The organism is Mesorhizobium sp. BH1-1-4 (genome assembly GCF_020165665.1).
Lineage (GTDB): Bacteria > Pseudomonadota > Alphaproteobacteria > Rhizobiales > Rhizobiaceae > Mesorhizobium.
The window spans coordinates 17,758-43,802 of record NZ_JAIUIN010000025.1; the positions used below are offsets into that span (position 1 = coordinate 17,758).

The 26,045-nt window shown below is 63.3% G+C and carries 23 protein-coding genes; 14 read left to right on the forward strand and 9 right to left on the reverse strand.

The window, feature by feature from the left end; translation table 11 throughout:
* Positions 1 to 183 precede the first annotated feature (183 nt).
* The 3 genes from LB569_RS27420 (at position 184) to LB569_RS27430 (ending at position 2,624) form a co-directional block, all read left to right on the forward strand.
* Positions 184 to 1,080, forward strand: coding sequence for an EAL domain-containing protein (locus tag LB569_RS27420; RefSeq protein ID WP_224694826.1), 897 nt, complete (start codon positions 184 to 186; stop codon positions 1,078 to 1,080).
* Entirely contained in the window at positions 1,077 to 1,931 is an 855-nt protein-coding gene (locus LB569_RS27425) for an EAL domain-containing protein (protein ID WP_224694827.1), read from the forward strand. The genes LB569_RS27420 and LB569_RS27425 overlap by 4 nt, the downstream gene beginning before the upstream one ends.
* Before the next feature lie 84 nt (positions 1,932 to 2,015).
* Complete coding sequence (locus LB569_RS27430; RefSeq protein WP_224694828.1) at positions 2,016 to 2,624, forward strand: glutathione S-transferase family protein; 609 nt, start codon at positions 2,016 to 2,018, stop codon at positions 2,622 to 2,624.
* Between the two features lie 225 nt (positions 2,625 to 2,849).
* Here the strand turns inward: LB569_RS27430 and LB569_RS27435 are convergent, their stop codons facing one another.
* Together LB569_RS27435 and LB569_RS27440 are read right to left on the reverse strand one after the other, a co-directional pair.
* On the reverse strand, positions 2,850 to 3,050 hold the full coding sequence (locus tag LB569_RS27435) for a hypothetical protein (RefSeq protein WP_224694829.1): 201 nt from the start codon (positions 3,048 to 3,050) through the stop codon (positions 2,850 to 2,852).
* Between the two features lie 271 nt (positions 3,051 to 3,321).
* Positions 3,322 to 3,534: a cold-shock protein gene (locus tag LB569_RS27440; protein WP_015316174.1), complete on the reverse strand. Its 213-nt coding sequence runs from the start codon at positions 3,532 to 3,534 to the stop codon at positions 3,322 to 3,324.
* A 275-nt stretch (positions 3,535 to 3,809) separates the two neighbouring features.
* Here LB569_RS27440 and LB569_RS27445 point away from each other — a divergent pair, with 275 nt between their 5' ends.
* Complete coding sequence (locus tag LB569_RS27445) at positions 3,810 to 4,136, forward strand: hypothetical protein (protein ID WP_224694830.1); 327 nt, start codon at positions 3,810 to 3,812, stop codon at positions 4,134 to 4,136.
* Between the two features lie 11 nt (positions 4,137 to 4,147).
* Here the strand turns inward: LB569_RS27445 and LB569_RS27450 are convergent, their stop codons facing one another.
* Positions 4,148 to 4,717 (reverse strand): methylated-DNA--[protein]-cysteine S-methyltransferase, encoded by a 570-nt coding sequence (locus tag LB569_RS27450; protein ID WP_224694831.1) that lies wholly within the window; start codon positions 4,715 to 4,717, stop codon positions 4,148 to 4,150.
* A gap of 181 nt (positions 4,718 to 4,898) precedes the next feature.
* Here LB569_RS27450 and LB569_RS27455 point away from each other — a divergent pair, with 181 nt between their 5' ends.
* The 5 genes from LB569_RS27455 to LB569_RS27475 all read left to right on the forward strand — a co-directional run bounded on the left by LB569_RS27455 (position 4,899) and on the right by LB569_RS27475 (position 9,579).
* Positions 4,899 to 5,891, forward strand: a complete 993-nt coding sequence (locus LB569_RS27455; protein ID WP_224694832.1) for a lytic transglycosylase domain-containing protein — start codon at positions 4,899 to 4,901, stop codon at positions 5,889 to 5,891.
* Between the two features lie 5 nt (positions 5,892 to 5,896).
* Positions 5,897 to 6,385, forward strand: a complete 489-nt coding sequence (locus LB569_RS27460) for a GNAT family N-acetyltransferase (RefSeq protein ID WP_224694833.1) — start codon at positions 5,897 to 5,899, stop codon at positions 6,383 to 6,385.
* Between the two features lie 137 nt (positions 6,386 to 6,522).
* On the forward strand, positions 6,523 to 7,791 hold the full coding sequence (locus LB569_RS27465) for an ABC transporter substrate-binding protein (RefSeq protein WP_224694834.1): 1,269 nt from the start codon (positions 6,523 to 6,525) through the stop codon (positions 7,789 to 7,791).
* A complete protein-coding gene (locus tag LB569_RS27470) occupies positions 7,788 to 8,753 on the forward strand; it encodes a carbohydrate ABC transporter permease (protein WP_411970258.1) in 966 nt (321 codons plus the stop codon). The genes LB569_RS27465 and LB569_RS27470 overlap by 4 nt, the downstream gene beginning before the upstream one ends.
* A gap of 1 nt (position 8,754) precedes the next feature.
* The gene (locus LB569_RS27475) at positions 8,755 to 9,579 is read left to right on the forward strand and encodes a carbohydrate ABC transporter permease (RefSeq protein WP_224694835.1); all 825 of its coding nucleotides are present in this window, start codon (positions 8,755 to 8,757) and stop codon (positions 9,577 to 9,579) included.
* 8 nt (positions 9,580 to 9,587) lie between these two features.
* Here LB569_RS27475 and LB569_RS27480 read toward each other — a convergent pair whose 3' ends face one another.
* Complete coding sequence (locus LB569_RS27480; RefSeq protein ID WP_224694836.1) at positions 9,588 to 9,926, reverse strand: hypothetical protein; 339 nt, start codon at positions 9,924 to 9,926, stop codon at positions 9,588 to 9,590.
* Between the two features lie 155 nt (positions 9,927 to 10,081).
* Between LB569_RS27480 and LB569_RS27485 the strand changes: the two genes are divergently transcribed.
* From LB569_RS27485 to LB569_RS27505, 5 genes are all read left to right on the forward strand, one after another.
* Complete coding sequence (locus tag LB569_RS27485; RefSeq protein ID WP_224694837.1) at positions 10,082 to 10,825, forward strand: DUF899 family protein; 744 nt, start codon at positions 10,082 to 10,084, stop codon at positions 10,823 to 10,825.
* Between the two features lie 50 nt (positions 10,826 to 10,875).
* Positions 10,876 to 11,946, forward strand: a complete 1,071-nt coding sequence (locus tag LB569_RS27490) for a YihY/virulence factor BrkB family protein (protein ID WP_263579812.1) — start codon at positions 10,876 to 10,878, stop codon at positions 11,944 to 11,946.
* A gap of 82 nt (positions 11,947 to 12,028) precedes the next feature.
* A complete protein-coding gene (locus tag LB569_RS27495; RefSeq protein ID WP_224542645.1) occupies positions 12,029 to 12,574 on the forward strand; it encodes a DUF4142 domain-containing protein in 546 nt (181 codons plus the stop codon).
* Between the two features lie 313 nt (positions 12,575 to 12,887).
* A complete protein-coding gene (locus tag LB569_RS27500) occupies positions 12,888 to 13,352 on the forward strand; it encodes a cupin domain-containing protein (RefSeq protein ID WP_224694838.1) in 465 nt (154 codons plus the stop codon).
* 274 nt (positions 13,353 to 13,626) lie between these two features.
* Entirely contained in the window at positions 13,627 to 14,019 is a 393-nt protein-coding gene (locus LB569_RS27505) for a RidA family protein (RefSeq protein WP_224694839.1), read from the forward strand.
* A 149-nt stretch (positions 14,020 to 14,168) separates the two neighbouring features.
* On the opposite strand, the gene LB569_RS27510 is transcribed toward LB569_RS27505, so the two are convergent.
* From LB569_RS27510 to LB569_RS27530, 5 genes are all read right to left on the reverse strand, one after another.
* Positions 14,169 to 16,010 (reverse strand): NACHT domain-containing protein, encoded by a 1,842-nt coding sequence (locus LB569_RS27510; RefSeq protein ID WP_224694840.1) that lies wholly within the window; start codon positions 16,008 to 16,010, stop codon positions 14,169 to 14,171.
* A gap of 163 nt (positions 16,011 to 16,173) precedes the next feature.
* Positions 16,174 to 19,665: a carbamoyl-phosphate synthase large subunit gene (gene carB / locus LB569_RS27515; RefSeq protein ID WP_224694841.1), complete on the reverse strand. Its 3,492-nt coding sequence runs from the start codon at positions 19,663 to 19,665 to the stop codon at positions 16,174 to 16,176.
* 218 nt (positions 19,666 to 19,883) lie between these two features.
* Complete coding sequence (locus LB569_RS27520; protein ID WP_224694842.1) at positions 19,884 to 21,014, reverse strand: SH3 domain-containing protein; 1,131 nt, start codon at positions 21,012 to 21,014, stop codon at positions 19,884 to 19,886.
* 243 nt (positions 21,015 to 21,257) lie between these two features.
* The gene (locus LB569_RS27525; RefSeq protein ID WP_224694843.1) at positions 21,258 to 22,016 is read right to left on the reverse strand and encodes a metallophosphoesterase family protein; all 759 of its coding nucleotides are present in this window, start codon (positions 22,014 to 22,016) and stop codon (positions 21,258 to 21,260) included.
* A gap of 136 nt (positions 22,017 to 22,152) precedes the next feature.
* Complete coding sequence (locus tag LB569_RS27530; RefSeq protein ID WP_224694844.1) at positions 22,153 to 25,953, reverse strand: caspase domain-containing protein; 3,801 nt, start codon at positions 25,951 to 25,953, stop codon at positions 22,153 to 22,155.
* Positions 25,954 to 26,045 lie beyond the last annotated feature (92 nt).

Below are 26,045 nucleotides of genomic sequence, written 5' to 3' on the forward strand. Positions count from 1 at the left end.
CCAGAAGCGGCCGCGGCGCCTCTCATGTCGCATGACGCCGGCAAGTGCAAGCATTGTCGGCTGGGCCAGGTATGGCGGTGCGGCCAATAAGGCGTGATCAATAGAAAGTTCATTAACGCACGGTAGAGGCTTGCATGGCAGGATCGTAAATCCAATTCCGCCAGGTCGCGGAGCGAGGAACCCTTGTCACGCAGCATTGGGCTTGCCCATATCATCCGTCATGATGACGGCACCTCGTCAGGTGTCTGGGGCATCTACACGCTGCAGAGTGCTTTCCAGCCGATCTTCGCCTTTAACGAGGGCAAGCTCTCGGTTGCCGCTTTCGAAGGGCTGATCCGTCCGTTTCGCGATGGCGAGCCGCAATCGCCGATGAGCTTCTTCTCGACATGCCCGGCCGCCGACCGCCTGCACGTCGAAGCGCTGACCAGGACATTGCATCTGCTCAATGCGGGCGCCTGCCTGCCGCACGAGGCGTCGATCTTCGTCAATTTCGACCCGTCGGTGTTCACCGAGCGCGCTGTCGCCGACAGTGCCTTGCGCGACATGCGGCTGGTGCTGCACGAGGCCGGCATCGATCCGGGCCGCGTCGTGTGCGAGGTGACGGAGCAGAGATCGGCGTCGCAGGAAACCCTGCACGGCTTCGTGGCGGCGCTCAGAGCCAACGGCTTCCGCATCGCCGTCGACGACTATGGCGCTGACGATTCCGACATCAACCGCATCAAGGAGTTGAAGCCCGACATCGTCAAGTTCGATGCGCAGTGGATCACGCAACTGATGGAATCGGGCGCTGGTTTCGCGCTGCTGACCTCCATGGTGAGGAGCTTCGAGGACCAGGGCATCCGCACCGTGTTCGAGGGTATCGAGGAAGGCTGGCAACTGGAACTGGCCGAGCGATCGGGCGCCTCGATGGTCCAGGGTTACGTGCTGGCCCGTCCCGAACTGGCGCCGACGAGTTTCCGTGTTTTCGCCAGGAGCAGTCCCGAACCTGTCCCCGCCGCAAGCCACGCGCCTGCTCCCGCTCCCACTGTGCCGCGCGCGGGGCGGCCGGCAAAGGCTTTCGGGCGCAGGGTCGTGCCATGAGGGCCGAGCGGCGGCGCATACTCGGCGACGCGATCTTCGTCGACGAGATCGGCATCGAATATGGCGTCCATGGCGACTTCCGCCTGCGCAGCGCCTACCAGCCGATCTACGCCCCGCGCGGCGACAGCTTATATCCGGCGGCCGTCGAAGGCCTGATCGAGCCGCACCGCGCCGGCCGGCCAGGGTCGCCGAGGATGTTCTTCGACAGCCTCGCGGCCGCGGACCGGCTGTTCGTCGAAACCATGTGCCGGGTGCTGCATCTCAGGAATTTCCACAATATCGGCGTCGATGGGCTCGACCTGTTCTTCAACTACAACCCGCTGGTCAACGACCATGCTGGACGGGCGCTGGCCGAGATCCGGCTGATGAGCCGGCATCTCGACGAACTCGGCCTGGCGCCCGCCATGCTGGTCTGTGAAATCACCGAACAGGCAGCGGACGATGCGCTGCTGGCCAGGCTGGTGCGCGAGATGCGGCGCGGCGGCATCCGCATCGCCATCGACGATTTCGGCACCGGCCACTCGACCGAGGAGCGGGTGAGCCTGCTCCAGCCCGACATCGTCAAGATCGATGGCGGCTGGTTCGCGGAATTCTGCCGTCATGCCGCCGCGGAACGCTTCTTTCGTCCGCTGGTGTCTAGCCTGCATGACCGTGGCGCCAAGGTGCTGGTCGAGGGGATCGAACAGCCCGTCCACCTGCGAGTAGCGATCGAAGGCGGCGTCGACCTGCTGCAGGGTTTTCTGCTCGGGCGTCCGGCGCTGGCCGGCACCCTCTTCGATGAGAAGCCGCTTGCCATCGAGGCGCTGCTTGGCTTCGACAACAAGGTGGTGCCGTTGCATAAGCGGCGTTGATGGTCGCGCCAAAACAAATCATTGGTTGAGGATGCCGCCGCTGCGATAATCCCGCCCTTAGAAGCAGCGCTCGGGGACCAGACGATGATACTTTACAGCATGATCGACAGCGGCAATTGCTACAAGCCGCGCCTGCTGATGGCCAAGCTCGGCCTTTCCTTCACCACTGTCGAGATGAGTTCGCATGCCGGCGATACGCGCAAAGCCGATTTCGTCGCCAAGAACCCGAACGCCATGGTGCCGCTGCTGGAACTCGACGACGGCCGCCGGCTAGCCGAATCCAACGCCATCCTGCTCTATCTCGCCGAAGGCACGCGCTTTCTGCCGACGGACAGATACGAGCGGGGGTTGGCCTATCAGTGGCTGTTCTTCGAACAGTACAGCCACGAACCCTACATTGCCGTGCGCAAGGTACTGCTGACCGTTCCCGAGCGCGCCAGGGATGCCACGCCGGAGCGGCTGGCAGTGACGCTGGAGCGCGGCAACAAAGCGCTTGGTGTGATGAACCGGCATCTCGAAACCCATACCTTCTTCAGCGGTGGCGCCTACAGCGTCGCCGACATCGCGCTCTATGCCTACACGCACACGGCGGAAAAGGGCGGCTTCCAGCTTGACGCCTATCCGGCGGTGGTCGCCTGGCTCGGCCGCGTGGAAGCGGATCCGGGGCACGTGCCGATCGGGTGGGTGGGGTAGGCGGCGCCGGCCACACTGCGTCCTTCTCCCCGTTCTACGGGGAGAAGATGGCGGCAGCCAGATGAGGGGCGGCGCCAGCCTTTCCGGGTAAGTTCAAAAAGGAGGGAATTTCGAATCGTCAGCGCTGCCCCTCATCGCCCTGCCGGGCACTTCTCCCCGTATAGAAACGGGAGAAGGATGCAGCTTCGTCGCCTTCGCCAAATTGTCGATGATTGAGGACGTGGTTCACAGAGGTCGGGTCCGGCCGGCGCGATGATCGGCCAAACCTTGTGCGGCCAGCTTGTCCAGCCGACCTGCATTGGCGTCGGCTTCAATCTGCTTGTCCCATTGATCGGCCCGGAGCGCCTCAAACCAGGCGGCAAACGCCTTTAGTTCTTCGGGGCTCAGTTCGGTGATGGATTTTTCAATTTGCTCAAGCTTTGTCATGACGAAATGGTACCACTATTGGACCAAAAGCACCATAAGTGGGGCTATATCGCCGGCTGCGGCGCCCAAACTCCAGACAAATAAAAAGGCGGGATAAATCCCGCCTTCCCATTTCGGTAGCCTGATTGGGAGCGTCCGGTCCGGGCCGGCAGCTATCTGCTGTTCCAGCTTGTCGGGTCTTTCCGCTCCGGCGCGCTTCTCGCGCGACCGTCAGTACATCCGTGACTTGCCGCGCGCCCCGAACTCTCGTCCGGCGCGCGCCATTTCAAAATCAGGCTGCCTTGCTCAGAGAACCAGCGGACGACTTGCCAGTGCGGCGGTCCTGCTCGATCTCGAAGTTGATCTTCTGGCCTTCGACCAGGGTCGACAGGCCAGCGCGCTCGACAGCCGAGATGTGGACGAAAACGTCCGCGCCGCCGCTGTCAGGCTGGATGAAGCCGAAACCCTTGGTGGCGTTGAACCACTTGACCGTTCCAGTTGCCATAAAAATAGTCCTTCACATTTGCTTTGGTATGACCGGACCGAAGTCCAGCCGGTGTGCATCGAGATTTTGGAGATAGACGTCAGCAAACGCGAAGATCGCGAGGCCCGGATCGATCGGCCGAAATATCAATGGGGCTGATATAGGCTGCTTTCGCACAAAAAACAAGACTGCGTGAAAACGTCGTGATCCGAGGCCGCCCAACGGCCGCCCCAATCTGGTGAAACCGTGACGCAAGATCGCGCCGTCCGTGGGCGGCGGGTCGAGGGGAGAGGACCATGAAAACCATCCTTCTTGCCACCTGCCTGACGCTGGTGGCCGCCCAGGCGCAGGCGATCTCGCGCTACGACCCGACGGGTATGAGCTGCGGCAAGGTGCAGTCGACGATCGCGCGCCAAGGTGCGGTCATCCTGCGCTATCAGTCGAAACGGGTGCCGGGGCTGCCGCTCTACGACCGCTATGTGCACAGCCAGCAATTCTGCACCATGGGCGAGGTGAGGACGCGCGCCTATGTGCCGAGCGCCGACACCAAGTCCTGTCCGGTTTACAACTGCAAGCGGCCGGACAACGAGCATTTCAGGCATCGCTTCATCCACCGCCGTTAGCGCGGCTGACATCAAAATCCGAACGAAACCTGTGCTGGCGGCGGCGGGCCGACGCGCACGCCTTCCATGGCCAGCATCTTTTCCTTGGTGACCGAGCCGCCCGGCGCGGAGAAGCCGCCGATCTTGCCGCCTGCCGCCATGATGCGATGGCACGGGATGACCAGCGGCACCGGATTGGCGCCCAGCGCGGCACCCGTTTCGCGCGGCAGGCCGGCATGGCCGGCACGCTTGGCGAGTTCGCCATAGGTCGTGGTTTCGCCATAGCCGAGTTTTCGGGCCGCGTCGTAGATGGCGAGGCGGAAATCGTCGACGCCGTCGAGGTCGACGGGAAAGCCGGTGAAATCGACGTCCTCGCCGGCGGCGTAAGCCTTGATCGAGGCGACCAGCTCGACCACCCATGGCGGCTGTGCCGTGGAGGCGGAAACGCCGGCATGGCGCATCAGCCGCCGCTCCACCGCTTCGCGGCTGCGTTCGGGCAGGCAGAGCCGGATCAGGCCCTTTTCGCTCCAGGCGATGCCCATGAAGCCGATCACTGTTTCTAACACTGCGTGGCCAGCTGTGATCGAAGTGGTCGTTTCCATGATGCGCTCCTTTCCGCAAAGCGGCGAAATCCGGCATTCCGTCGGTACATATCAGGAACAATATGGCATCGCTGCCTGCCTCCCGCCACCCGAAAACCACCGGATGGCCCCGATTGCTACCCAGGAATCGCTGGTGTAAGGGAAATCTTAACGACCCGACAAACCGGACTTCGAGCGCGGCTTGCCAGCAAAACAAACCCTTATCGCGATTGGCGTGATCGTGGCGGCGGCCAGCATGAGCGGCTGCACGTCGACCTCGCAGATGAAAGCCGCGCCGTCCCTGACCGAAACAGCGACCGTTGCCGGCAGCGATGCGGGCTTCACGATCCCGCTGCCGGAAACGGTTTCGGTGCTGCCGCAATCCTCCGGCATTGCGCCGGTCCAGACCGCCGAAGTGACGCCCGGCCCGACCGTCATTTCCGAGGGTGAGCCCGCCACGCAGCCGGCCGCCGCGACCGCGGCCTTTGCCGGCGCGACGCCCGCGGCTCCGGCCGTGCCCGCCATCATGGTCGTCGGCACCAACGCCTGGCAGGCGCCGGCGCCCGCCAAGGCCGGCCAGCCGGCCAAGGCAGGCTTGCCAGTGATCAAGGCAGGCTTGCCAGTGATCAAGTCCGCCGAGACCTACACGACAGCCGGGCTCATCGTGCCGGCGACAGCCGGCGGCCAGAAAATGCCCGGCGTGCAGCAAGTGGCCTATGTCGTGCCGCAGAACCCGGCCGCGCTGGTGCAGTTCCCGTCCGTGCCGGTTGATCCGGCCGCCCCGGCGCGAGAAGAGCACACCGGCATGCGCGGCGACGTGGACCGGCTGATCGTCAAATACGCCGCCCTCTATCAGGTGCCGGTGGATCTGGTGCGCCATGTCGTCAACCGCGAAAGCACCTACAATCCCAAGGCCTATAACAACGGCCATTGGGGCTTGATGCAGATCAAGCACGCAACCGCGCGCGGCATGGGTTATGACGGACCAGCCAAGGGCCTGTTCGACGCCGAGACCAATTTGAAATACGCGGTCAAATATCTGCGCGGCGCCTGGCTGGTGTCCGACGGCAACGCCAAGAAGGCCGACTGGCTCTACCAGACCGGTTATTATTTCGACGCCAAGCGCAAGGGCCTGCTCGAGGCGACCGGGCTCGGTGTCGACCGCAAACGGCACCGCCTGCAGCCCGACGCCTGAGCGCGATGCCGCAACCGCGCCCGCCGGCTCCAAACGACATCCGGCTGCGCAAGATCCTCGACGAGACGCTGGTTGCGCCGCACTGGCCTGACGGCTTTGTCATGCGCGGTTTCGAGCGTGGTGACGCGGTGCCTTTGCATGCGCTGCTGGGCGAAGTGTTCGACGATGGCACCGACGGCCCCTTCGACGAATGGTGGCCGCGCATTTCAGAAGATCCCGAATTCGATCCGGAGCTGTGTTTCCTGGTCATCGATGCCAAGGGCCGGCTGGCGGCGGCCGCACTGTGCTGGAGCTCGGCCTTCGTCAAGGACCTCGCCGTCCATCCCGAGGCGCGGGGCAAGGGGGTCGGCGAAGCGCTGATGTGGCACGCCTTCGCCATTTTTCGCGACCGGGGTGCCGCCCATGTCGACCTCAAGACCAATACGCTCGAGAACGCCGCCGCCGTGCGGCTCTACGAGCGGCTGGGCATGCGGCCCGTCGCCTGGGAAGGCTGACGGGCGGCGTTGATCCTGGCCGTCACCGGCGACGGCCGGTTGGGGAACCCAAAGCGCTGCTTTGCATTCAATGAACGGTGGGGTCCGACCGGCTGCCGGTGCTCTGCGCCGCCGGCCGCCAAGGGAGATCCACCGCGATGAGGCTTTTCCACGCATTGCTGGCGTTGAGCGTCGCTGCCGTCCTCGCGGCGGGTCCGGCGCGGGCGGTCGAGCTGTCGATCGTGTCGGGCGACACCGGCAACGGCCTCAAGGTGCTGCGCGAGATCCTCGACCGCTACGAGAAGGAGAGCGGCGACAAGGTCACCATCGTCGCCATGCCATCGTCGGGAACCGACCAGTTCGGCCAGTACAGGCTGTGGCTCGCGGCGGGCAACAGCGACGTCGACGTCTACCAGACCGATGTCATCTGGGCGCCGCAGCTGGCCCGCCAGTTCGTCGACCTGACCGAAGCGACCAGGGATGTCGTGGGCCAGCATTTCGCGTCGATCATCCAGTCGCAGACCGTCGACGGCAGGCTGGTGGCGTTGCCGATCTTCACCGATGCGCCGGCGCTCTATTACCGCAAGGATCTGCTCGACAAATACGGCGCCAAGGTGCCGGCCAGCTGGAAGGAGCTGGGCGACACCGCCAGGCTGGTGATGGACAAGGAGCGGGCCTCGGGCAACCGGGGTATCTGGGGCTTCGTCTTCCAGGGCAATGCCTATGAGGGGCTGACCTGCGACGCGTTCGAATGGGTGGTGTCGAATGGCGGCGGCCAGATCGTCGAGCCGGACGGCGCGATTTCCATCAACAACGCCCGGGCGGCGGCGGCGCTCGACATGGCCAGGGGCTGGATCGGTACCATCGCGCCGCCGGGCGTGCTCGCCTATCAGGAAGAGGAGGCGCGCGGCGTCTGGCAGACCGGCAATGCGGTGTTCATGCGCAACTGGCCCTATGCCTATGCGCTGGGCAACAGCCAGGGGTCGCCGATCAAGGGCAAGTTCGACGTCGCGCCGCTGCCGGCGGGCACGGGCAAGGGCGCCCGGCCGGCGGCGACGCTGGGCGGCTGGAACCTCGCGGTCTCGAAATATTCCAGGCACATGGAGGCGGCGATCGAACTGGTCAAGTTCATCGCCTCGCCGGCAATGCAGAAATACCGCACGCTGAAGACCGCCAACCTGCCGACCATCCCCGCGCTCTATGACGATGCCGATATCGCCAGCCAGCAGCCGATCATTCCACATTGGAAAGCGGTGTTCCTCAATGCCGGGCCGCGGCCCTCGGCGGTGACCAGGAACAAGTACAATGAGGCGTCGAGCCAGTTCTGGAACGCCGTCCACAAGACCTTGTCCGGCGAAGGCAGCGCCGCCGACAATCTGGCTGACCTCGAGGCGACGCTGACCCGGTTGAAGGGCAAGGGCTGGTGAGCGCGCAACCGGCCGGTGCCGCCGACCGGCGCCAAGGCTCGCGGCTGACGCGCCAGCGTGTGCGCTCGGCATGGCTGTTCCTGGCACCGATGCTTCTGGTGCTCGCCGCGGCTGCCGGCTGGCCGCTTGCGCGCACGGTCTATTTCAGCTTCACCGACGCCTCGCTGTCCGATCTCGACGCCCGCCAATGGGTCGGCCTCGCCAATTATGTCTCGGTTCTGCGCATGCCAAGCGGCAGGGTCATTTACGACGGGCTGCTTCTCGACCCGGCCTGGTGGGGCGCCGTGTGGAACACGCTGCGCTTCGCGGTGGTTTCGGTGACCTGCGAGACGATCCTCGGCATGGTCGTCGCCCTAGTGCTCAACGCCGAATTCCCCGGCCGCGGCATCGTCAGGGCGGCGATCCTCATCCCCTGGGCGATCCCGACCATCGTCTCGGCGAAGATGTGGCAGTGGATGCTCAACGACCAGTTCGGCATCATCAATGTCGTGCTGATCAATCTGGGGCTGATCGACACCAAGATCGCCTGGACCGCCAGCGCCGACACGGCGATGACGGCGGTGCTGATCGTCGACATCTGGAAGACGACGCCCTTCATGGCGCTGCTCATCCTGGCCGCGCTGCAGATGCTGCCGCGCGAAATCATCGAGGTCGCCAGGCTGGACGGCGCCAATCCCTGGCAGATCTTCTGGCGGGTGACCTTGCCGCTGATCCGCCCGGCGGTGATGGTGGCGGTGATCTTCCGGGCGCTCGACGCGCTGCGTATCTTCGACCTGATCTATGTGCTGACGCCCAACAATGCGCACACCAAGTCGATGTCGGTGTTCGCCCGCGAGAACCTGTTCGAGTTCGACAAGTTCGCCTATGGCTCGGCCGCCTCGACGCTGCTCTTCCTCATCCTTGCTCTGCTCACCATCCTAACCATCCGCATCGGCCGGATAAGCCTGGAAGGAGGCCGCTGAGATGTGGCTCCTGAAGCGCACGGCGTTCTATCTTCTGGTCGGGGCGATCGTGCTCATCGCGGTGTTCCCGTTCTACTATGCCATCGTCACCAGCCTGAAATCGGGGACCGAGCTGTTCCAAGCCGGTCCATGGCCGAAAGCGCCAAGCCTCGACAATTATCGCAATGTGCTGGCCGAGGGCGCTTTCCTGCGCAACCTCCTGAACTCGCTGATCGTCTCGGGCGCGGTGGTGGCGCTCTCGCTGTTCCTCGGCGTCACTGCCGCCTACGCACTGGCGCGTATCCGTTTTCGCGGCCGCTCGGCATTGCTGTTCGCCATCCTGTCGGTCTCGATGTTCCCGCAGGTGGCGGTGCTGGCCGGGTTGTTCGAACTGGTGCGGCTGTTCGGCCTCTACAATTCGCTCGTCGCGCTGATCTTCTCCTACATGATCTTCACCTTGCCGTTCACCGTCTGGGTGCTCACCGCCTTTGTCCGCGACCTGCCGGTCGAGGTCGAGGAGGCGGCGATCCTCGACGGCGCGACGCCGTGGATCATCATCACGCGCATCTTCCTGCCGCTGATGTGGCCGGCGCTGGCGACCACGGGACTGCTGGCCTTCATCGGCGCCTGGAACGAGTTCCTGTTCGCGCTGACCTTTACCTCCAACGACGCGCGGCGGACCGTGCCGGTGGCGATCGCGCTGCTCTCCGGCAATTCGCAGTTCGAAATCCCCTGGGGCAACATCATGGCCGCCTCGGTGATCGTCACGGTGCCGCTGGTGGTGCTGGTGCTGATCTTCCAGCGCAAGATCGTCTCCGGCCTCACCGCCGGCGGGGTAAAGGGCTAAGGGGGCGCTCAGATATCGGGCGCGTTGCCGATCTTCTGCTTGAGTTCCAGCGCCCAGGCGCGGCCCTCGTCGCCGCCCCATAAGAGCCAGGCGATGTATCCGGCCGAGGGATTGTCCTCATTGCCGTAGTTCTTTCCGCGCTTGTCGACCTCGTGGCGGGCAAAGTAGCTGACCATGCGGCGGATGGTGGACGGCGCCAGCTTCTCGCGGTTCTTCAGTTCGGTCGCCCGCGCGACGCCGATCTCGGTGCCGCCACGGCCGAATTGTTTACGCAGACGCAAACCCTTGGCGGCGTTGTCGGCCACCGCTCGCGGGCAGCGCAGGTCGATCTCGTCGATCTCGTTCATGTCGTCCCCCTGTGCCGGAAGCTGTAGCCGATGAAGGGAATGCCGCAAAGCCGGGACGGTTCCGATGCGCGAATGTAGGAACCGGCCGGCGTGTCGCGTCCTTGGGGAGTAGAGCACCCTGCCGGGACGCCGGCAACGACTTGAAGGAGCCGATCATGATCACCTTTCCCAACGAATCCGCCAAATACCGCACCCAGCGCGAAAAGCTCTTGAAGAAGGAAATCGAGCTGCGCCGCGCCATGGAAGCCGTTGCCGAGGCGCGCCGGGCGCTGCCGCCGGGCGGGCTGGTGCCGAAGGATTACGTGTTCGAGGGGCTGGATATCGCGGGCAAGACCGCGAGGATAAAACTGTCGGAGCTGTTCGCGCCCGGCAAGGACACGCTGATCCTCTACAACATGATGTTTCCGCGCCACCCGCAGGAGACGCGCGACGTGGCGACCAGCGGCGGCACGGCGAAGCTCGCGCGGCCCGACCAGCCATGCCCGTCCTGCACGGCGCTGCTCGACCAGTTCGACGGCGCGGTCGGCCACCTCGAAGCCGCCGGCTTCAACTTCGCCGTCGTGGCCAAGACGGCGCTGGAAAACCTGGTCACGCTCGGCCGCGACAAGGGCTGGCGCAACATGCGGCTGGTGTCGTCGGCCAACAACAGCTTCAAGCGCGACTACAATGCCGAGTCGGCCGACGGCGCGCAGATCCCGCTGCTGTCGGTGTTTCACAGGGATAGCGACGGCATCAGGCATTTCTGGTCGTCGGAGCTCGGCTTCGCGCCGAGCGATCCCGGCCAGGACCCGCGCGCCATCGGCACCTGCGAGATCCTGTGGAACCTGATGGATTTCACGCCGCAGGGCCGGCCGGACTGGCGCGAGCAGCTGCAATATGGCGAGGCCTGCTGTCATTGAGGCAGGCGCGCTCTTGCTGAAACTCTCGCTCAAGCCGGCCGGAACATCGGATGATCCGCCGCATTGATAGGAGACCGGTTTGCGGCCCCTTTCACAGATTCGCCACCTTTCACGGAATCGAAGTGCGACCCACACTTAAAGACGTATGGGACCTGGTGCGAGAAAGCGTGGTTGGCTTTGTCAACGACAATGCCCTCAGTCATGGCGCGGCAATGGCGTTCTATGCCGCCACGTCGCTGGCCCCGGTTCTGATCATCGTCGTGGCGATCGCCGGCATCGCATTTGGTCACGACGCGGCGCAGTTGGCTTTGTCCGCCCAGATATCGGGGTTGATGGGTTCGGAAAGCGCTGCGCTCCTTCAGACAGCGCTCCAAGGGGCGTCCAGCAGATCATCGGGGACCCTGGCGGCGCTCATCGGCGTCGCCACTTTGCTCGTCACCGCCTCCGCGGTGTTTGGCGAAATGCAGCAGGCCCTGAATGCGATATGGAAGGTTGAAGCCAAGGGAAGTTCGCTGTCACGTCTCTTGCGCGCGCGTGCGGCCAGTCTCGGCCTGGTCGCCGCCCTCGGCTTTATGCTGCTGGTATCCCTGGTGGCGAGCGCGGCGATCTCTGCTTTGGGCACCGTGATCAGCGCTCATCTGCCGTTCGGCGCATTCGTTCTGAGCGCGATCAACACCCTGATTTCCTTTTGCCTGATCTCGGTGATGTTCGCCGCGATCTACAAGGTGCTGCCGGACCGTGCCTTGCAATGGCGGGATGTCGGGATTGGCGCCGTCGTGACCGCCGCCCTGTTCACATTGGGGAAATCGCTTATCGGTTGGTATATCGGCACCAGCGCGATCGCGTCATCCTACGGCGCGGCCGGGGGGCTGCTCGTCATACTGCTCTGGGTCTATTATTCATCGGAAATCTTTCTGCTCGGTGCGGAGCTGACCCGCGCCTATTCCGTTAGACGGGGGAGCCGATCCGACCTGGACGGGTTGGTTCAAAATGCTCCGGCGCCGGAAAACCTCGTTCCAATCCGCCAAAGACCCAGCTCTTCGGGCTCCGTGGCGTTGTTGGCGGTGGCGTGCGTCAGCGCAGTGATGACAGCCTTTCTGCTGGGGCCTCGTCGCCCGTAGGGAGAGGAGAAGGGACGCGGCTGGCAACCTCACCGCATCTGCCGCGTTGGGTCTGCGAGGACCACCTTCACGGAGCGTTTCGATGAAACCGCATCTCGCCATTGCCATGCTGGCCCTTCTGGCCGGAACGCCTTCAGCCTTTGCCCAGCAGGCGGCCAGCACCTTGCCGGCGGTGTCGGAGAACAAGGTCGACACCGACACCTTCACCAAGACGCTGGTCAGCGCCAACCGCTTCGAGATCGAAAGCAGCAAGCTGGCGCTGAAGAAGGGCGTCGCCGCCGATGTTGGGGATTTCGCCGAACTGATGGTCAAGGACCACACCAAGGCCGGCCAGGATTTCAAGGCGGCGCTGGAAAAGAGCCAGACCACGGCATCCATCAAGCCCGAAGGCCCGCCGCTGCTGCCGAAGGACCAGGCGATGCTCGACCAGCTCGAGGCGCTGGACGGCGAAGCCTTCCAGGCCAAATACATCACCTTGCAGACGCAGGCGCACAAGCAGGCGGTGGCGATGTTTTCCACCTACGCCCGCTCCGGCGACGACCCGGCGCTGAAGGAGTTCGCCAAGAAGACGCTGGAGACGCTGAAGATGCACGAGATGCATCTGAGGGACGTGGCGGCGGTGCATTAGGGATTCGACGGTCAGGACGGATCAAGGATAGCGCTCTACGGCGCCCCCCTCTGTCCTGCCGGACATCTCCCCCTCAAGTGGGGAGATTGGCAGCCTGGGCGCCGGCTCCTTTCCTGCAGCGTTGAAAACTGGCGAAGGCCGCGATGACAGCCGATCTCCCCCCAAGAGGGGGAGATGTCCGGCAGGACAGAGGGGGGCGCCGTAGAGCGCTACGTCCGATATCTCTCGCCCCATGGCAACCCCCACACCCAACCTGGCCCTGTGCCTCCACCCGCCATCACCTACACTGCCCCCATCACCCATGGAGCACCCCATGCCCAAGATCGACCTCTCCGCCGTGCCCGTCCGCCAGGGCTCCGGCTACCCCGCGCCCTTCGACGCCCCGTGCGCCACCCGTACGCGCCGGCGTCTCGGCGATGCCGGCGGGCTCAGCGATTTCGGCGTCAACCTGATGACGCTGCCGCCAGGCGGCTGGTCGAGCCAGCGCCACTGGCATAGCCATGAGGACGAACTCGTCCATGTGCTGGAAGGCGAACTGGTGCTGGTCGAGGATGGCGGCGAGACGCTGCTCAAGGCTGGCGATAGTGCTGCCTTCGCCAAGAACAGCGGCAACGGCCATCACATGATCAACCGGTCATCGGTGACGGCGCTCTACCTCGAGGTCGGCTCGCGCAACATGGACGATGTCATCACTTGCTCCGACATCGACATGATGAGCCCGAACTCCGACGGGCGGTTTTTGCACAAGGACGGCACGCCGTATCCGGGGCAGGGGTGAGGGCTGGATCATGGTTCGGCGCTGGTGTTTCGCCAGCGTCGGGATAAGCTCCCGGCAATTAGAGGTTGGCGCCAGCCCCCTCATCCGGCCGCTTCGCGTCCACCTTCTCCCCGCTGGGGAGAAGAGCTTGGCGTTGGCGCTCGTAATCTCCTCTCCCCTCGGGGGTCCGAAGGACGGGCGAGACACGCGGCTCGCCCCGAACGGTCAGCCGAGCGAAGCGGAGGCTGGGTGAGGGGGCCTGGCGCTAATCTTGCCAACCCCAGGGAGCACACTCATGAAAAAACAAGTCATCGAAGTACCTGTCATGTCGGACAAGGTGCGCTCACTCGGCCTGCCCTGTTCGACGGCGGTGAGGGCCAACGGCTTCGTGTTCATCTCGGCGACGCCGCCGGTCGACATGGTGACCGGCGAGATGGTGCGCGGCGACATCGAAACGCAGACAGACGCGTCGCTGAAGGCGCTGAAACACTGCCTGGAAGCGGCCGGCACCTCGCTGGAAAACGTGGTGATGGTGCGCATCTACGCCGTCAATTCCGGCTTCTACAACGCGATAAACAGGGTGTATGCCCGGTATTTCAACGTAAACCCGCCGGCGCGCAGTTTCGTGCCGGTTGCGTCCTGGCCTATGGAGTTTGATATCGAGATTGAGTGTGTGGCGGTGGGGTGACCACTCGCTTCAATAGAGCCGGGTCTTGCCGTCCCTGTCGATGATCTAGTGCATCTCGGCAACGCCAAGCGCCAGCTTGCCATGCGAGACCATCGCCTATGGCGATGGTCTCGCGAAATAACTCCGGAGAAACAGGCAAGAATCTCTTCTTACTTCTTTAGAGAATTAGAAAGTAGCTTCCTCTTTCTCTCGTGCTTATCATTCAATTCTTTGATAAGTCTCTTTATAACTTTTGCCAAGTTATTCACGTACCCAACAATCCCAGCTTTCTTTGCAAGAGAAGCTGATATTTTTGTAGATTCTAACAACGAAATCCGTGATTCGTCAATTATACTCTTCGGAAGAGTTTTCCACCATTCTGCATCCCCGTGGATATAAACGTTAAATAGATCGACTTGGTAGTGCTGAGTCAATTGTTGAATAAGCTTATAGTTGCATTCAATCACCGGTGCCTGCTTCGAAAATCTAGCCCATGGGACTATGACGTAGGGCTCTTCTTGTTCGCCGTCGCCGTCGCTATCTGCAATCTTGCCTACAACATAATACGGCGCCAGTATCTCTGCCATGGCCTTTATACTCTTGGCGCCATCGATCGCTTCATCAAGGGCGCTCAGACGTTGAATAAGGTACTTCCGTTCAAATTCCTCACTATCGATGTCAATGAACATTTGTATACATTCGTTAACATCAGAAGACTCTTTCACAATAAAATCGATAAATTCGTATGATTCTGGAATGCTTCTTTTTGACAAGAAAAGAGCAGTAAAATATTCCTGGAACGATCGATGTATGAATGAAATTGTTTCCCCTTCCTGGTGCATTATGCATATATTCTTTAGGATATCATGCTGAAAATCCAAGTATTTTAGATTTGAATCCTCGTATTGGATGGCCTTTTCCGAATACCTCCTTAGGGATGACTCATCAAAGCTGTATTTTTTGTCAACGTAGCTCGTGAAACAAAACGTCATGAAAATTCGTTTGAAGTCATCAAGGTCAAGCCCGGTAGCAAATTCTCTATGATACTCCGCTTTTGTGGTGTCATGCTTTCGGAAAAGCACATCGAAGGCTGTGCCGTAAAACACGTGCATCTTAGATGGGATGTCCTGAAACTCACGAAACGTCAGAAGCATCATCGATGCCAGAAGAGGATTGGACAAAAGTTTCTCATGGGATTTGTAAAGCCCACCTTTTATCATCTTCAGAAAAGATGCCTTGTCCTGCACATCGTAGTCTATTCTCTCTATCATACTTTCTACTTGATCTATAGAGAGAGGAGAGACGCTGTATTCTGAAAATGTATTCCAACCGAGGAAGCGATTTATGTCTGGCCTGGAAGACAAAACGATAAAGGTTTCGGGGTAGTCCTGCGCTATTCGTAATATTTGTTTCTCTGCCGTCGCCCGGTTCCGCGTGGCGATTTCATCGAATCCGTCCATCACCAGCGCAAAGGCGCCACTTTTTAGGGCGGCCTGCACCGAGCGTTCTGTTACAAAGTGGTTGAACGGAATTAATTGCTGAGTTATATACGAAACTATATTTTGTTCTTGAAAGTTTATATATCTAAGCTCTATGAATATCGGCACCTTCTTTAGCGATGAGTCCTTCGCCCAGGTGCTATATATATGTTTCATCGTAAACGATTTTCCAGCCCCTAAGGTGGCTGTAATAACAGAATGTTTGGATCTTTTTCCAAAGTCGGAGATATATTTGTCAATGCCAACTATTATATTATTTTGCCCGACTAAGTTAGTCGGCTCGTAGGCTTTTTCCAGTGAAACTGGATGATTTGTTGAAATCAGAGTCTTTACGTTTGAGCATATATGAAGTTTTGTTGCTATATATTTTTCAAATCCCACCGAGTATCTAGCTGAAAGAAAGCTAACACCTTCCTTTGAGTTCTGCATTATCCCTAAGAAGGTCTTCTCAACCAATTGTGCTATTGATTTAGATACTCCGTCATTCACCCCTTCACCAAATGCATCCGACACGATTTTTCCCACCCTTAGAATTGTTGCTTCAAATTCAACCCCACCTTAGTTATGACCTTGGCACTGCTTTTGTAAATGGAGGTTCCGCACTTTTCAGTCGGTCGTGAGCCCTACAGATTGCTCCCGTTCGGGAGTAAAGTCTCTGACTGGCAAGTTACGGGTTTCACCCAAAATACTCCTGCAACGGCCGAACCTCCAAACTCCCCGCCTTCAGCGCCGCGATCGCTTCGGCCACCGCAGCCGCCCCCGACAGCGTCGTATAATACGGCACCTTCTGCATCAGCGTGGCCCGCCGCAGCGACTTCGAGTCCGACACCGCCTTCTGGCCGTCCGTGGTGTTGAACACGATCTGGACCTGGCGGTTGCGGATCGCGTCTTCGATGTGGGGGCGTCCTTCCAGGACCTTGTTGATTTTCTCGGCCACCACGCCGTTTTCGGCGAGGAAGCGTTGCGTGCCCGAGGTGGCCAGCACCTTGAAGCCGAGGCCGGCGAGGCGCTTGACTGCCGGCAATATGCCTTTCTTGTCTTCGTCGCGCACCGAGACGAACAGCGTGCCGGAGCGGGGCAGGTCGACGCCGGCGCCGAGCTGGCTCTTGGCGAAGGCCAGCGCGAAATCGCGGTCGAGGCCCATGACCTCGCCGGTCGAGCGCATTTCCGGGCCGAGCAGGATGTCGACGCCGGGGAAGCGGGCGAAGGGGAAGACGGCTTCCTTGACCGCGATGTGGCCGGGATTTCTGGGGTCGGGCATGGCGCCGTAATGGGCGAAGGCGTCTTCCAGCGTCTCGCCGGCCATGATGCGGGCGGCGATTTTGGCGATGGGACGCCCGATGGTCTTGGCGACGAAGGGCACGGTGCGGGACGCGCGCGGGTTGACCTCCAGCACATAGACCGTGCCGTCCTTGATCGCATATTGCACGTTCATCAGCCCGCCGACATTGAGTGCGCGGGCCAGCGCCGCCGTCTGGCGCTCCAGCTCGTCGACCAGTTCCGAAGGCAGCGAGTGTACTGGCAGCGAGCAGGCCGAGTCCCCCGAATGGATGCCGGCTTCCTCGATATGTTCCAGAATGCCGGAGACGAAGGTCGCCTTGCCGTCGCAGAGGCAATCGACATCGACCTCGATGGCGCCGGACAGATAGGTGTCGAACAGCAGCGGGTTCTTGCCGAGCAGCGTGTTGATCTGGCCGGTCTTGTCGTTGGGGTATTTCTGCTTGATGTCCTCCGGCACCAGGCCGGGCACGGTGTCGAGCAGATAGCTCTGCAGCATGCCCTCGTCATGGATGATCTGCATGGCGCGGCCGCCGAGCACATAGGACGGGCGCACCACCAGGGGGAAACCGAGTTCGCCGGCGACGAGGCGGGCCTGCTCGACCGAATAGGCGATGCCGTTCTTCGGCTGGCTGAGGTTGAGCTTGTGCAGCAGCTTCTGGAAGCGGTCGCGGTCTTCGGCGAGGTCGATCATGTCGGGCGAGGTGCCGAGGATCGGTATGCCGGCCTTCTCCAGCGCGTCGGCCAGCTTCAGCGGCGTCTGGCCGCCGAACTGGACGATGACGCCGACCAGTTCGCCCGAGGCCTGCTCGGCGCGCAGGATCTCCAGCACGTCCTCCGCCGTCAGGGGCTCGAAATAGAGCCGGTCCGAAGTGTCGTAGTCGGTCGAAACCGTCTCCGGGTTGCAGTTGATCATGATCGCTTCATAACCGGCGTCGCGCAGCGCAAACGCCGCGTGGCAGCAGCAATAGTCGAACTCGATGCCCTGGCCGATGCGGTTCGGGCCGCCGCCGAGGATGACGACCTTCTTGCGCGACGAAACCTGTGCCTCGTTGGCGAGCGCGCCGGCGAAGGGCACTTCGTAGGTCGAGTACATGTAGGCTGTCGGCGAGGCGAACTCGGCGGCGCAGGTGTCGATGCGCTTGTAAACCGGATGAACGTCGAGCTTTTCGCGAATCCTTTGAATCACTTCGGCGTCGGTCTTCGTCAGCGACGCGAGGCGGGCGTCGGAGAAGCCCATGGCCTTGAGCATGCGCAGGTTGACGGCGTCCTGGGGAATGCCGTGCTCGCGGATGCGGGCTTCCATGGCCAGAATGCCCGCGATCTGTTCGAGGAACCACGGGTCGATCTTGCACATGGCGTGCACGTCTTCCAGCGAGGTGCCCATGCGGATCGCCTGCGCCACCATGCGCAGCCGGTCGGGCGTCGGGGTGCCGAGCGCGGCGCGGATGGCGTTGCGGTCGTCGGCGCTGTTTGTGGCGCCGAGGCCGGGGATTTCGATCTCGTCGAGGCCGGTGAGGCCGGTTTCGAGCCCGCGCAAAGCCTTCTGCAGCGATTCCTGAAAAGTGCGGCCGATGGCCATGACTTCGCCGACCGACTTCATGGCTGTCGTCAGCACCGGCTCGGCGCCGGGAAACTTTTCGAAGGCAAAGCGCGGGATCTTCGTCACCACATAATCGATCGACGGCTCGAACGAGGCGGGCGTGGCGCCGCCGGTGATGTCGTTCTCCAGCTCGTCCAGCGTGTAGCCGACGGCGAGCTTGGCGGCGATCTTGGCGATCGGGAAACCGGTCGCCTTGGAGGCCAGCGCCGAGGAGCGCGAGACGCGCGGGTTCATCTCGATGACGACGAGGCGGCCATCGGCCGGGTTGACGGCGAACTGCACGTTGGAGCCGCCGGTCTCGACGCCGATCTCGCGCAGCACCGCGATCGAGGCGTTGCGCATCATCTGGTATTCCTTGTCGGTCAAGGTCAGCGCCGGGGCGACGGTGATGGAATCGCCCGTGTGCACGCCCATCGGGTCGATGTTCTCGATCGAGCAGACGATGATGCAATTGTCCGCTCTGTCGCGGACGACCTCCATCTCATACTCCTTCCAGCCGAGCACGCTTTCCTCGATCAGCACTTCGGTGGTCGGCGAGGCGTCGAGGCCGGACTGGACGATGTCGTAGAATTCGGCCCTGTTGTAGGCGATGCCGCCGCCGGTGCCGCCCATGGTGAAGGACGGGCGGATGATGGCGGGCAGGCCGACATGGTCGAGCGCCTGCGCGGCGATCGCCATGCCATGGCTGATGTAGCGCTGCTTGCGGTCGCCTTCGCCGAGGTTCCAGCGGGTTTCCAGCGCATCGAGCGCGGCGTCGAGATTGTCGGGCTTCTCGGCCTTCAGCGCGGCGCGCTCGGCCTCATGCGTCTTGCGGTCGGCGTTCTTGACGTCGGTGGCGTTGGCCAGCATCGACTTCGGGGTTTCCAGCCCGATCGTCTTCATCGCCTCGCGAAACAGTGCCCGGTCCTCGGCCTTGTCGATGGCCTGCGCGTCGGCGCCGATCATCTCGACATTGTAACGTTCGAGCACGCCCATGCGGCGCAGCGACAGAGCGGTATTGAGCGCCGTCTGGCCGCCCATGGTCGGCAGCAGCGCGTCGGGCCGCTCCTTGGCGATGATCTTGGCCACGACTTCGGGGGTGATCGGCTCGATATAGGTGGCGTCGGCCAGTTCCGGGTCGGTCATGATGGTGGCCGGGTTGGAATTGACGAGGATGACGCGGAAGCCTTCCTCCTTCAGCGCCTTGCAGGCCTGGGTGCCGGAATAGTCGAACTCGCAGGCCTGGCCGATGACGATGGGGCCGGCCCCGATGATCAGGATCGACTTGATGTCAGTGCGTCTTGGCATGGCGACAATTCCGTTCGGCGGGCGGCTTGCACAAAAAACCGGGACGGGAAGACCCGGCCGGTTGTGCTCGCGATTCTGGTATCAGGCTAGGAGGGCCTTATAGGGAAGAGTTTTGGCGGATGTAACCCCGAAAATGAAGGGATAGGGGAGTAGGGAGTAGGGAGTAGGGGAGCGCGTCCCGGCCTCACTTACTGCCTTACTGCTACCGCCTTATTCCCCTAATCCCCGAACGCCACCGTATCGGTGATCTCGAAGCGCTCCGATACGCCAACCCGGATCATGTTGAGGCTGCCTTCCCTAGTGAAGCGGAAATCGCCACGGGCGTTGGAGCCGGCGGGCATGCCGGCCTGGAAGGAGATGATACGCGTGCCGCCATCGGGCCAGGTCACGGTGATGTCGGCCTTGTCCGTGCCCTTGTGCACGATGGTCGCCGCGCAGCGCGTCATCGGCTGACCGACATAGCGGGCGCAGGGGATTTCGACGGAGTCGCCGGTGGCGAGGGCCGTGGGCGGCGGCGGCAGTTCCGCGACGGTCTGCGTGTCGACGGCGGGCGGCACGGCTCCTGCCGGTCCCGGGCCGGCACCTGCCGGTCCAGGGCGCGGCGTGGGCACCGGGATCGACCCCGCCGAGGCATTGTCCCCGGCCGCCGCCGTGCCGGCATCGCCTTGAGGGGCAGCGGCGTCTGGCGATGCCTTGGCGTCGTCCTGTGGCTCCACCGTGGCGGTGGGTGGCGTGCTCTCCGCGGTCGTCGGCGTTTCCGTGGCAGCCAGCGCCAGGCCATAGGCATCCTGCATGGCCGTGGCGGCGGCGGATTTGACAGGCGCCTCGGGAGTGACCGGATGGACGATGCCGCCCAGCCGCGCGGTCAGGTCGGGCGGGGGTGCATCGGCTGGCGGTGCCTCGGTTGGAGGTGACTGAGGCGTCGCGGCCGCCTCGACAGGCTGCGCGGGCTGGGCGGCCGGCGCCGCTCCCTCGACGGGAGGCGCTGCGGCAATGGCAGCGGGCGCATCGGCGGCCTGGTCGGGTATCGTCGCGGGATTGACGGGAACGAGATAGCGCGCCGGGGCCCAGCCGGTTGCCTTGGGATTGTCCGACTCGACCTTGCACCAGGGGCGGCCGTCAATGTCGTTGCAGCCGAGGTTCCTGACGCTCGCACCGGCGGCCAGGCGCGCCTCGGTCTTGCCGATCGGCGATGGCTTGGCGCGGACATTGAGCAGGTCGTCGGGGGCAAGCCCGGTGACGACGGAGATGAAGGGTGCCTCCTCGGCATGCGCCGCCAGCGCCGTCAGCAGCGACGGCGCGGCAATGAGTGCGTAGAGCGCTTTGCGGAACGGAATTCGGCGCCTCATCACTTGGCCGTGGGCGATAGATTGCATTACCAAAGGCACCGCCAGACCCAAAAAACGCTGCCGCGCGCGAAGCCGGTTTTATAAGCGAGGGTGCGGCGCCGTGTCTACAACCGAGATGGTCGGACCTTCCGACCATGTGATGGCGTTCAGCCCGGGCATGACCCAAGCGGTTCAGCCTGGGCATGAAGCCAACGCTTCAGCCCGGCACGACCAAGGGGTTCAGCCTGGCATGAAGCCTAGGCTTTAGCCTGGCATGAACCCCGTCCTTAGCCCGTGCGCCCATTCCGGGCGTCCCGCCTGTTCGGCCTGACGCGCCGCCGCCTCATGGTCGTAAGCGACCGCGATCATCTCGAAGCGGTCCGGCTGCCCGGCGCCGCCCAGGGTGACGATACCGTAGCGGGCGTGGGGCGAGCCCTGTTCGGAGACATGCGCCGGCGGCGTGTCGTCGTCATAGGCGGGGCAGCCGATGCTGCCCGGATTGAAGATGACGGGGCCGTCGGGAATGCGGATCAACTCCGCGCGGTGGCTGTGGCCGCAGAGCGCAATGCGGTATTTCGGGTCGAACCCGCCCAGCCGGCGCCGGATCGTGGCCAGCGAGGCGCGCACCAGCCGACCCTCGACGACCGCGTCGAGCAGATATTTCTCGTCATGGTCGGGCCGGGCATGGAAGGCAATGATGCCGGGCGCGATCTCCAGGGTCAGCGGCTGCCCGAACAGCACGTCGCGCTGCGCCTGCGTCAGCCGCTCCTGCGCATAAACGTCGGACGCCCACATGGTCTCGTCAGGGGGATCGACGGCGACGCGGCGGTCATGGTTGCCGCGCACCGTCGGCAGGTTGAGCGCTTCCAGCCGTTCCATGGTTTCGCGCGGCCAGAGCGGCCCCGAAACGCTGTCGCCGAGATTGACGGTAAGATCGATACCGCCGCGCCGCGCCAGATCGTCGAGCACGGCCTCGAAAGCGAGGACGTTGCCGTGGATATCGGCGAGGACGGCTATGCGCATTTTTGGGAAGCTCCAGCAGTGAGGCAGCGTTTCCTTGCCTCGCGAAGCCGCAAGGTCTCGGCGAGAAGCGTCGGAAAACGCTGCAACTTCCTTGAACGACTGGCGAGCGTCAAGGTCCGCTTCGGCTTCGCCGCGATCAGTTCAGCCTGGCGAGTTCATTGTCGGCATCATTGAGGGCGGAGGCGTAATAATTGTCGTACTGGCTGGAGCCGGCCGCCCGGTACATGTCCCATACGGACTTGATTGCATCCTTGCCGAGCAGGATCGCCTCGCGCGACCGGGTGAGGGAGCCCAGGCCGACAAGCGCCAGTCCCAGATTGGTTTGGGTCTGCGCCCAATATTGCGGGTATTGTTCGCGGGTACGGATCTCGAGCGCGGCGCGGTAGGCGACGATGGCGTCCCTGGCGAATTGCGGGTCCATGGTTGTGCCCGCAAGCTTGATTAGCGTGGAGCCCAGTTCGTTCTGGGTGTCGGACCAGTCGGTGGGCGCCGTCTCGCGCGTGTATTGCAGCAGCGCTTGCCGGTAGATGGCGACCGCGTCCTGCATCCATGCCACGCCATTGTCGACAGCGCCGAAACCGGCCATTGCCAATCCCAGCTTGGTCTCGGCTCGCGCAAGGTCGACCTGCGTCGCTGCCCCTAGGGTCGGCGCCCTTTCGCGAATGTATTCCTGCAGCGCCAGGCGAAGGGTAGTGACGGCGTCCTGCAACCGCCCCAACCCCAGATTCGGCTGGCCGGCGGACGCCAGCACGTCGCCCAGGATCACCAGCGTGTTGCCCAGATTGGCCTGCGTCTGCGCCCAGTCGAGCGGACCGTTCAATCTGGTGCGGACTTCGAGCGCCGCGCGATAGGCGGCAATGGCGGCCTCAAGCTTTGCCGAATCGCCTTGCTGCTGGCCGAGATAGCGCAGCGCGGTGCCAAGGTTGTTTTGCGTGGCGGCCCAGTCGAGCGGCGCCTTTTCGCGGGTGTATTGCGTAAGCGCCGCATTGAAAGCAGCGACAGCATCCTGCAGCCGCCCCGGTTCGCCCCGGGAAAGCCCGATGGTGATCAGGACCGCCCCCAGATTGCTTTGCGCGGCGGCCCATTCGTTCGGCGTGCGCTGACTGTCATATTCGAGCAGCGCGGATTGGAAGGCCGATTCGGCGGCCTCCAATTGCCGGGCGCCTTCGTCGAATTGGCCGGTTCGCGGCAACGCCGTCCCCAGGATTCTCGACGCCGTGCCAATGTCGATCTGGATCGCTGCCCAGTCGAGCGGCGCCCGTGCGCGGGTCGTTTCCTCGAGTGCCGCGTTGTAGGCGGCGACGGCTTGCCCAAGCAATGCCGTATCGCCCTGGCGTTCTCCCAGCCATGCCAGCGCATGCCCCAGATTGCCCTGCGCGCCGGCCCAAAGCAGCGGCATGCGTTCGCGGGTGGCTTCCTCCAGCGCCGCGCGGAAGGTGGCAATGGCTTCCTTGATCTGGTCGGCGTCGCCGCGGCGTTTGCCGATATCCGACAGCACGACGGCGAGATTGATCTCGACCGTCGCCCAATCGAGCGGCGTATGTTCGCGGGTCAACGTGCCGAGGGCGGCACGATAGGCCGTCAGGGCCTGTTCCAGCATCGCCGTGCCGGCCGCCGCGGCGTTCGGTTGTTCCTGACCGAGGTAGCGGAAGGCGTTTCCAAGACCGGCCTGCGTGGTCGCCCAATCGATCGGCGCCCGATCGGCGCTGTATTCCTCGAGTGCGGCGCGGTAGGCCGCGACGGCCGCCCGCAGTTGGTTCGCATCGCGTTTGCGGTGCCCCAGTTCCGTCCAGGCGAGGGCGAGACTCATCTGCGTCTTGGCCCATTCGAGCGGCACGCGGTCGCGGGTGCGCTCTTCAAGCGCCGCGAGCAGGACGGCGGCCGATTCTTCCAGGTGCGCTGTCCCGGTCTCGCGCTCACCGAGTGCGTAGAGCGTGATGCCAAGGTTGGTTTGCACCTGCGCCCAATAAAGCGGCGCCCGATCGCGGGTCAGCTCTTCGCCGGCCGCCCGAAAAGCGGCGGCGGCCTGCTCCAGGTGGTCCGTGCCCGCTTCGCGCTCGCCGAATTCCGCAAGCGCATTGCCAAGATTGGTCTGCGTCATGGCCCAGTCAAGCGGGGCAGTCTGGCGTGTCCGCACTTCCAGCGCGGCGCGGAAAGCCGTGACCGCCTCCTGCAAGGTCGCGGTGCCGGTTTCGAGTTCGCCCAGATTCGACAGTGTCGCGCCAAGATTGTTCTGGGCAAGAGCCCAGTCCTGGGAACTCTGTTCGCGTGGAAGTCCCTCCAGCGCCGTCCGGTAGGCGGCGACGGCTAGCCGCAATTGCCCCGCATCGCCTTTTCGCTTGCCCAACGTCTGGTAAGCATTGCCGAGATTGAGCCGCGCCTTGGCCAGGCTGCCCTGGTCCTTGAGACGGCTTGCGATGCCGACGAGATCCTTGCCGGCGGAAATCGCACCGAGAAGCGCATCGTTGTCGCCCTTGTACCGGCCATGATCCGTGAGCGAGAGCACCTCGCCGCCCTTGTACTGCAGGGCCAGCGTGTCGTCCCAGCGCTCGACCTGACCGAATGCCTGTTCATAGTCGCTGGCGGCCTCGAGATAGTCGGAGTTGAGGCCATAGGCCTGGGCGCTTCTGGCATACACGTCGGCGGCTTCCATACGCCGCTGCTTGAGATTGGCTTCTGTTTCATCGAGGGTCGAGACCAGCATCTTCAGCCGGGATTTGGCACGTTCGTTGAGCGAAATGGCCGTGGACAGCGCGCCCTCGCCGATGGCGGCCTGCGACAGGCCGGACAGCCGCACGATCTCCGGATCGGCGCTCCGCAGCGCCGCGCGCTCCGCCATGATGCTCTTCAGCCGGTCGGCCTGGTCGCGCAGCAGCTTGTCGAGTTCGGCCGGATCCTTCGGCGTGCCGGCGCCCAGCGTCTTCAGCATGCCGTAGAGCGCGTCCATCGGCACGCCACGATCGGCGGCCGTCGTTTCCACCTGCTTGCGGTCGGCATCGGGCAGGGCGGCGATGGTGAGCAGAAGCTGGCGGCGCTCCTTGAGGATGTCGCCGTCGTCGCCGGTCGGCTCAGTCGGCGCCTTGCCGAAATAGAGCAGGCGGCGCAGGCTTTCGTTGATCCATGGCCGCTGGCGGCCATTGGTCTTGAGATAGACCTCTTGGGCCACCATGCGCATGACGGTGCCGAATTCCTCGCCGCTCATGGCCGAAAGATGCTTGGTCAGGGCCGCCGCATAGGGGCTGTCGCCGCCGGGGCTTCCATCGAGCGCGGCGTGACCGGGCTCGGCGGCGAAGGCAATCACCGTGCCGACGCTCGGAGCCGCGGCGGCATCCGACGGCGGCTTGAGAGGCGTCGCGCCACGGGCCTCGCTCAATCCGGCGGGGCCGATCGGAGCGGGCTGAACGCCAGGCGCAGCGCGGACGAGCGAACCGGGCGGAAACGGGCTGTCGCGGCAGGCATCCAGCATGACGATGGTCAGCGGCACGCTCGCCTGCAATTTGGCGATGAGCGCCGACACCGGTACCAGACGTTCGCGGGCCGCGTCGAGTGCTGAAAAGTCGGCATCGACCGGCACCAGATAATTCTCACCGCCGGCTTCAATGCCATGGCCGGAATAATAGAGGATGGCGACATCGGCATCCCTGGCGTCCTCGGCGAAGCGGTCGAGGTCGCGGGCAAGGCGCCTCGCATCGCGGTCGGTGCTGATCTCTGTATCGAAGCCGAGGCTGTCGAGCATCGTCTCGACGGAGCGGGCATCGTTTTGCGGATTGGGCAATCGCGCAAGATGCTCATAGGCGCTGTTGCCGATGACCAGCGCCACGCCGCGCAGCTTTGCGGCAGCGTCGGCGGCCGAGGCCACGGCAAGCCAGAAGCCGCAGGCCAGGAAGGCCGCGAGACACGGATGAAGCCAAGATCGATCGGAAAGCCGCCACGTCATTCCGCAATTCCCAAACCCTGGCGAATTGTTTTCCCGGATTTGGGCAGCATAAGGGCGTTGTGTGACGGAACAAGGTGCCTTCGGCGCCGCCA

What these genes read in the sequence shown, in the direction of transcription:
- LB569_RS27425 (WP_224694827.1), top strand. Translation starts at nt 1,077, where the DNA reads ATGAGGGCCGAGCGGCGGCGCATACTCGGCGACGCGATCTTCGTCGAC.
- LB569_RS27430 (WP_224694828.1), top strand. Translation starts at nt 2,016, where the DNA reads ATGATACTTTACAGCATGATCGACAGCGGCAATTGCTACAAGCCGCGC.
- LB569_RS27435 (WP_224694829.1), bottom strand. Translation starts at nt 3,050, where the DNA reads ATGACAAAGCTTGAGCAAATTGAAAAATCCATCACCGAACTGAGCCCC.
- LB569_RS27440 (WP_015316174.1), bottom strand. Translation starts at nt 3,534, where the DNA reads ATGGCAACTGGAACGGTCAAGTGGTTCAACGCCACCAAGGGTTTCGGC.
- LB569_RS27445 (WP_224694830.1), top strand. Translation starts at nt 3,810, where the DNA reads ATGAAAACCATCCTTCTTGCCACCTGCCTGACGCTGGTGGCCGCCCAG.
- LB569_RS27450 (WP_224694831.1), bottom strand. Translation starts at nt 4,717, where the DNA reads ATGGAAACGACCACTTCGATCACAGCTGGCCACGCAGTGTTAGAAACA.
- LB569_RS27460 (WP_224694833.1), top strand. Translation starts at nt 5,897, where the DNA reads ATGCCGCAACCGCGCCCGCCGGCTCCAAACGACATCCGGCTGCGCAAG.
- LB569_RS27465 (WP_224694834.1), top strand. Translation starts at nt 6,523, where the DNA reads ATGAGGCTTTTCCACGCATTGCTGGCGTTGAGCGTCGCTGCCGTCCTC.
- LB569_RS27475 (WP_224694835.1), top strand. Translation starts at nt 8,755, where the DNA reads ATGTGGCTCCTGAAGCGCACGGCGTTCTATCTTCTGGTCGGGGCGATC.
- LB569_RS27480 (WP_224694836.1), bottom strand. Translation starts at nt 9,926, where the DNA reads ATGAACGAGATCGACGAGATCGACCTGCGCTGCCCGCGAGCGGTGGCC.
- LB569_RS27485 (WP_224694837.1), top strand. Translation starts at nt 10,082, where the DNA reads ATGATCACCTTTCCCAACGAATCCGCCAAATACCGCACCCAGCGCGAA.
- LB569_RS27490 (WP_263579812.1), top strand. Translation starts at nt 10,876, where the DNA reads ATGATCCGCCGCATTGATAGGAGACCGGTTTGCGGCCCCTTTCACAGA.
- LB569_RS27495 (WP_224542645.1), top strand. Translation starts at nt 12,029, where the DNA reads ATGAAACCGCATCTCGCCATTGCCATGCTGGCCCTTCTGGCCGGAACG.
- LB569_RS27500 (WP_224694838.1), top strand. Translation starts at nt 12,888, where the DNA reads ATGCCCAAGATCGACCTCTCCGCCGTGCCCGTCCGCCAGGGCTCCGGC.
- LB569_RS27505 (WP_224694839.1), top strand. Translation starts at nt 13,627, where the DNA reads ATGAAAAAACAAGTCATCGAAGTACCTGTCATGTCGGACAAGGTGCGC.
- carB (WP_224694841.1), bottom strand. Translation starts at nt 19,665, where the DNA reads ATGCCAAGACGCACTGACATCAAGTCGATCCTGATCATCGGGGCCGGC.
- LB569_RS27520 (WP_224694842.1), bottom strand. Translation starts at nt 21,014, where the DNA reads ATGAGGCGCCGAATTCCGTTCCGCAAAGCGCTCTACGCACTCATTGCC.
- LB569_RS27525 (WP_224694843.1), bottom strand. Translation starts at nt 22,016, where the DNA reads ATGCGCATAGCCGTCCTCGCCGATATCCACGGCAACGTCCTCGCTTTC.
- LB569_RS27530 (WP_224694844.1), bottom strand. Translation starts at nt 25,953, where the DNA reads ATGACGTGGCGGCTTTCCGATCGATCTTGGCTTCATCCGTGTCTCGCG.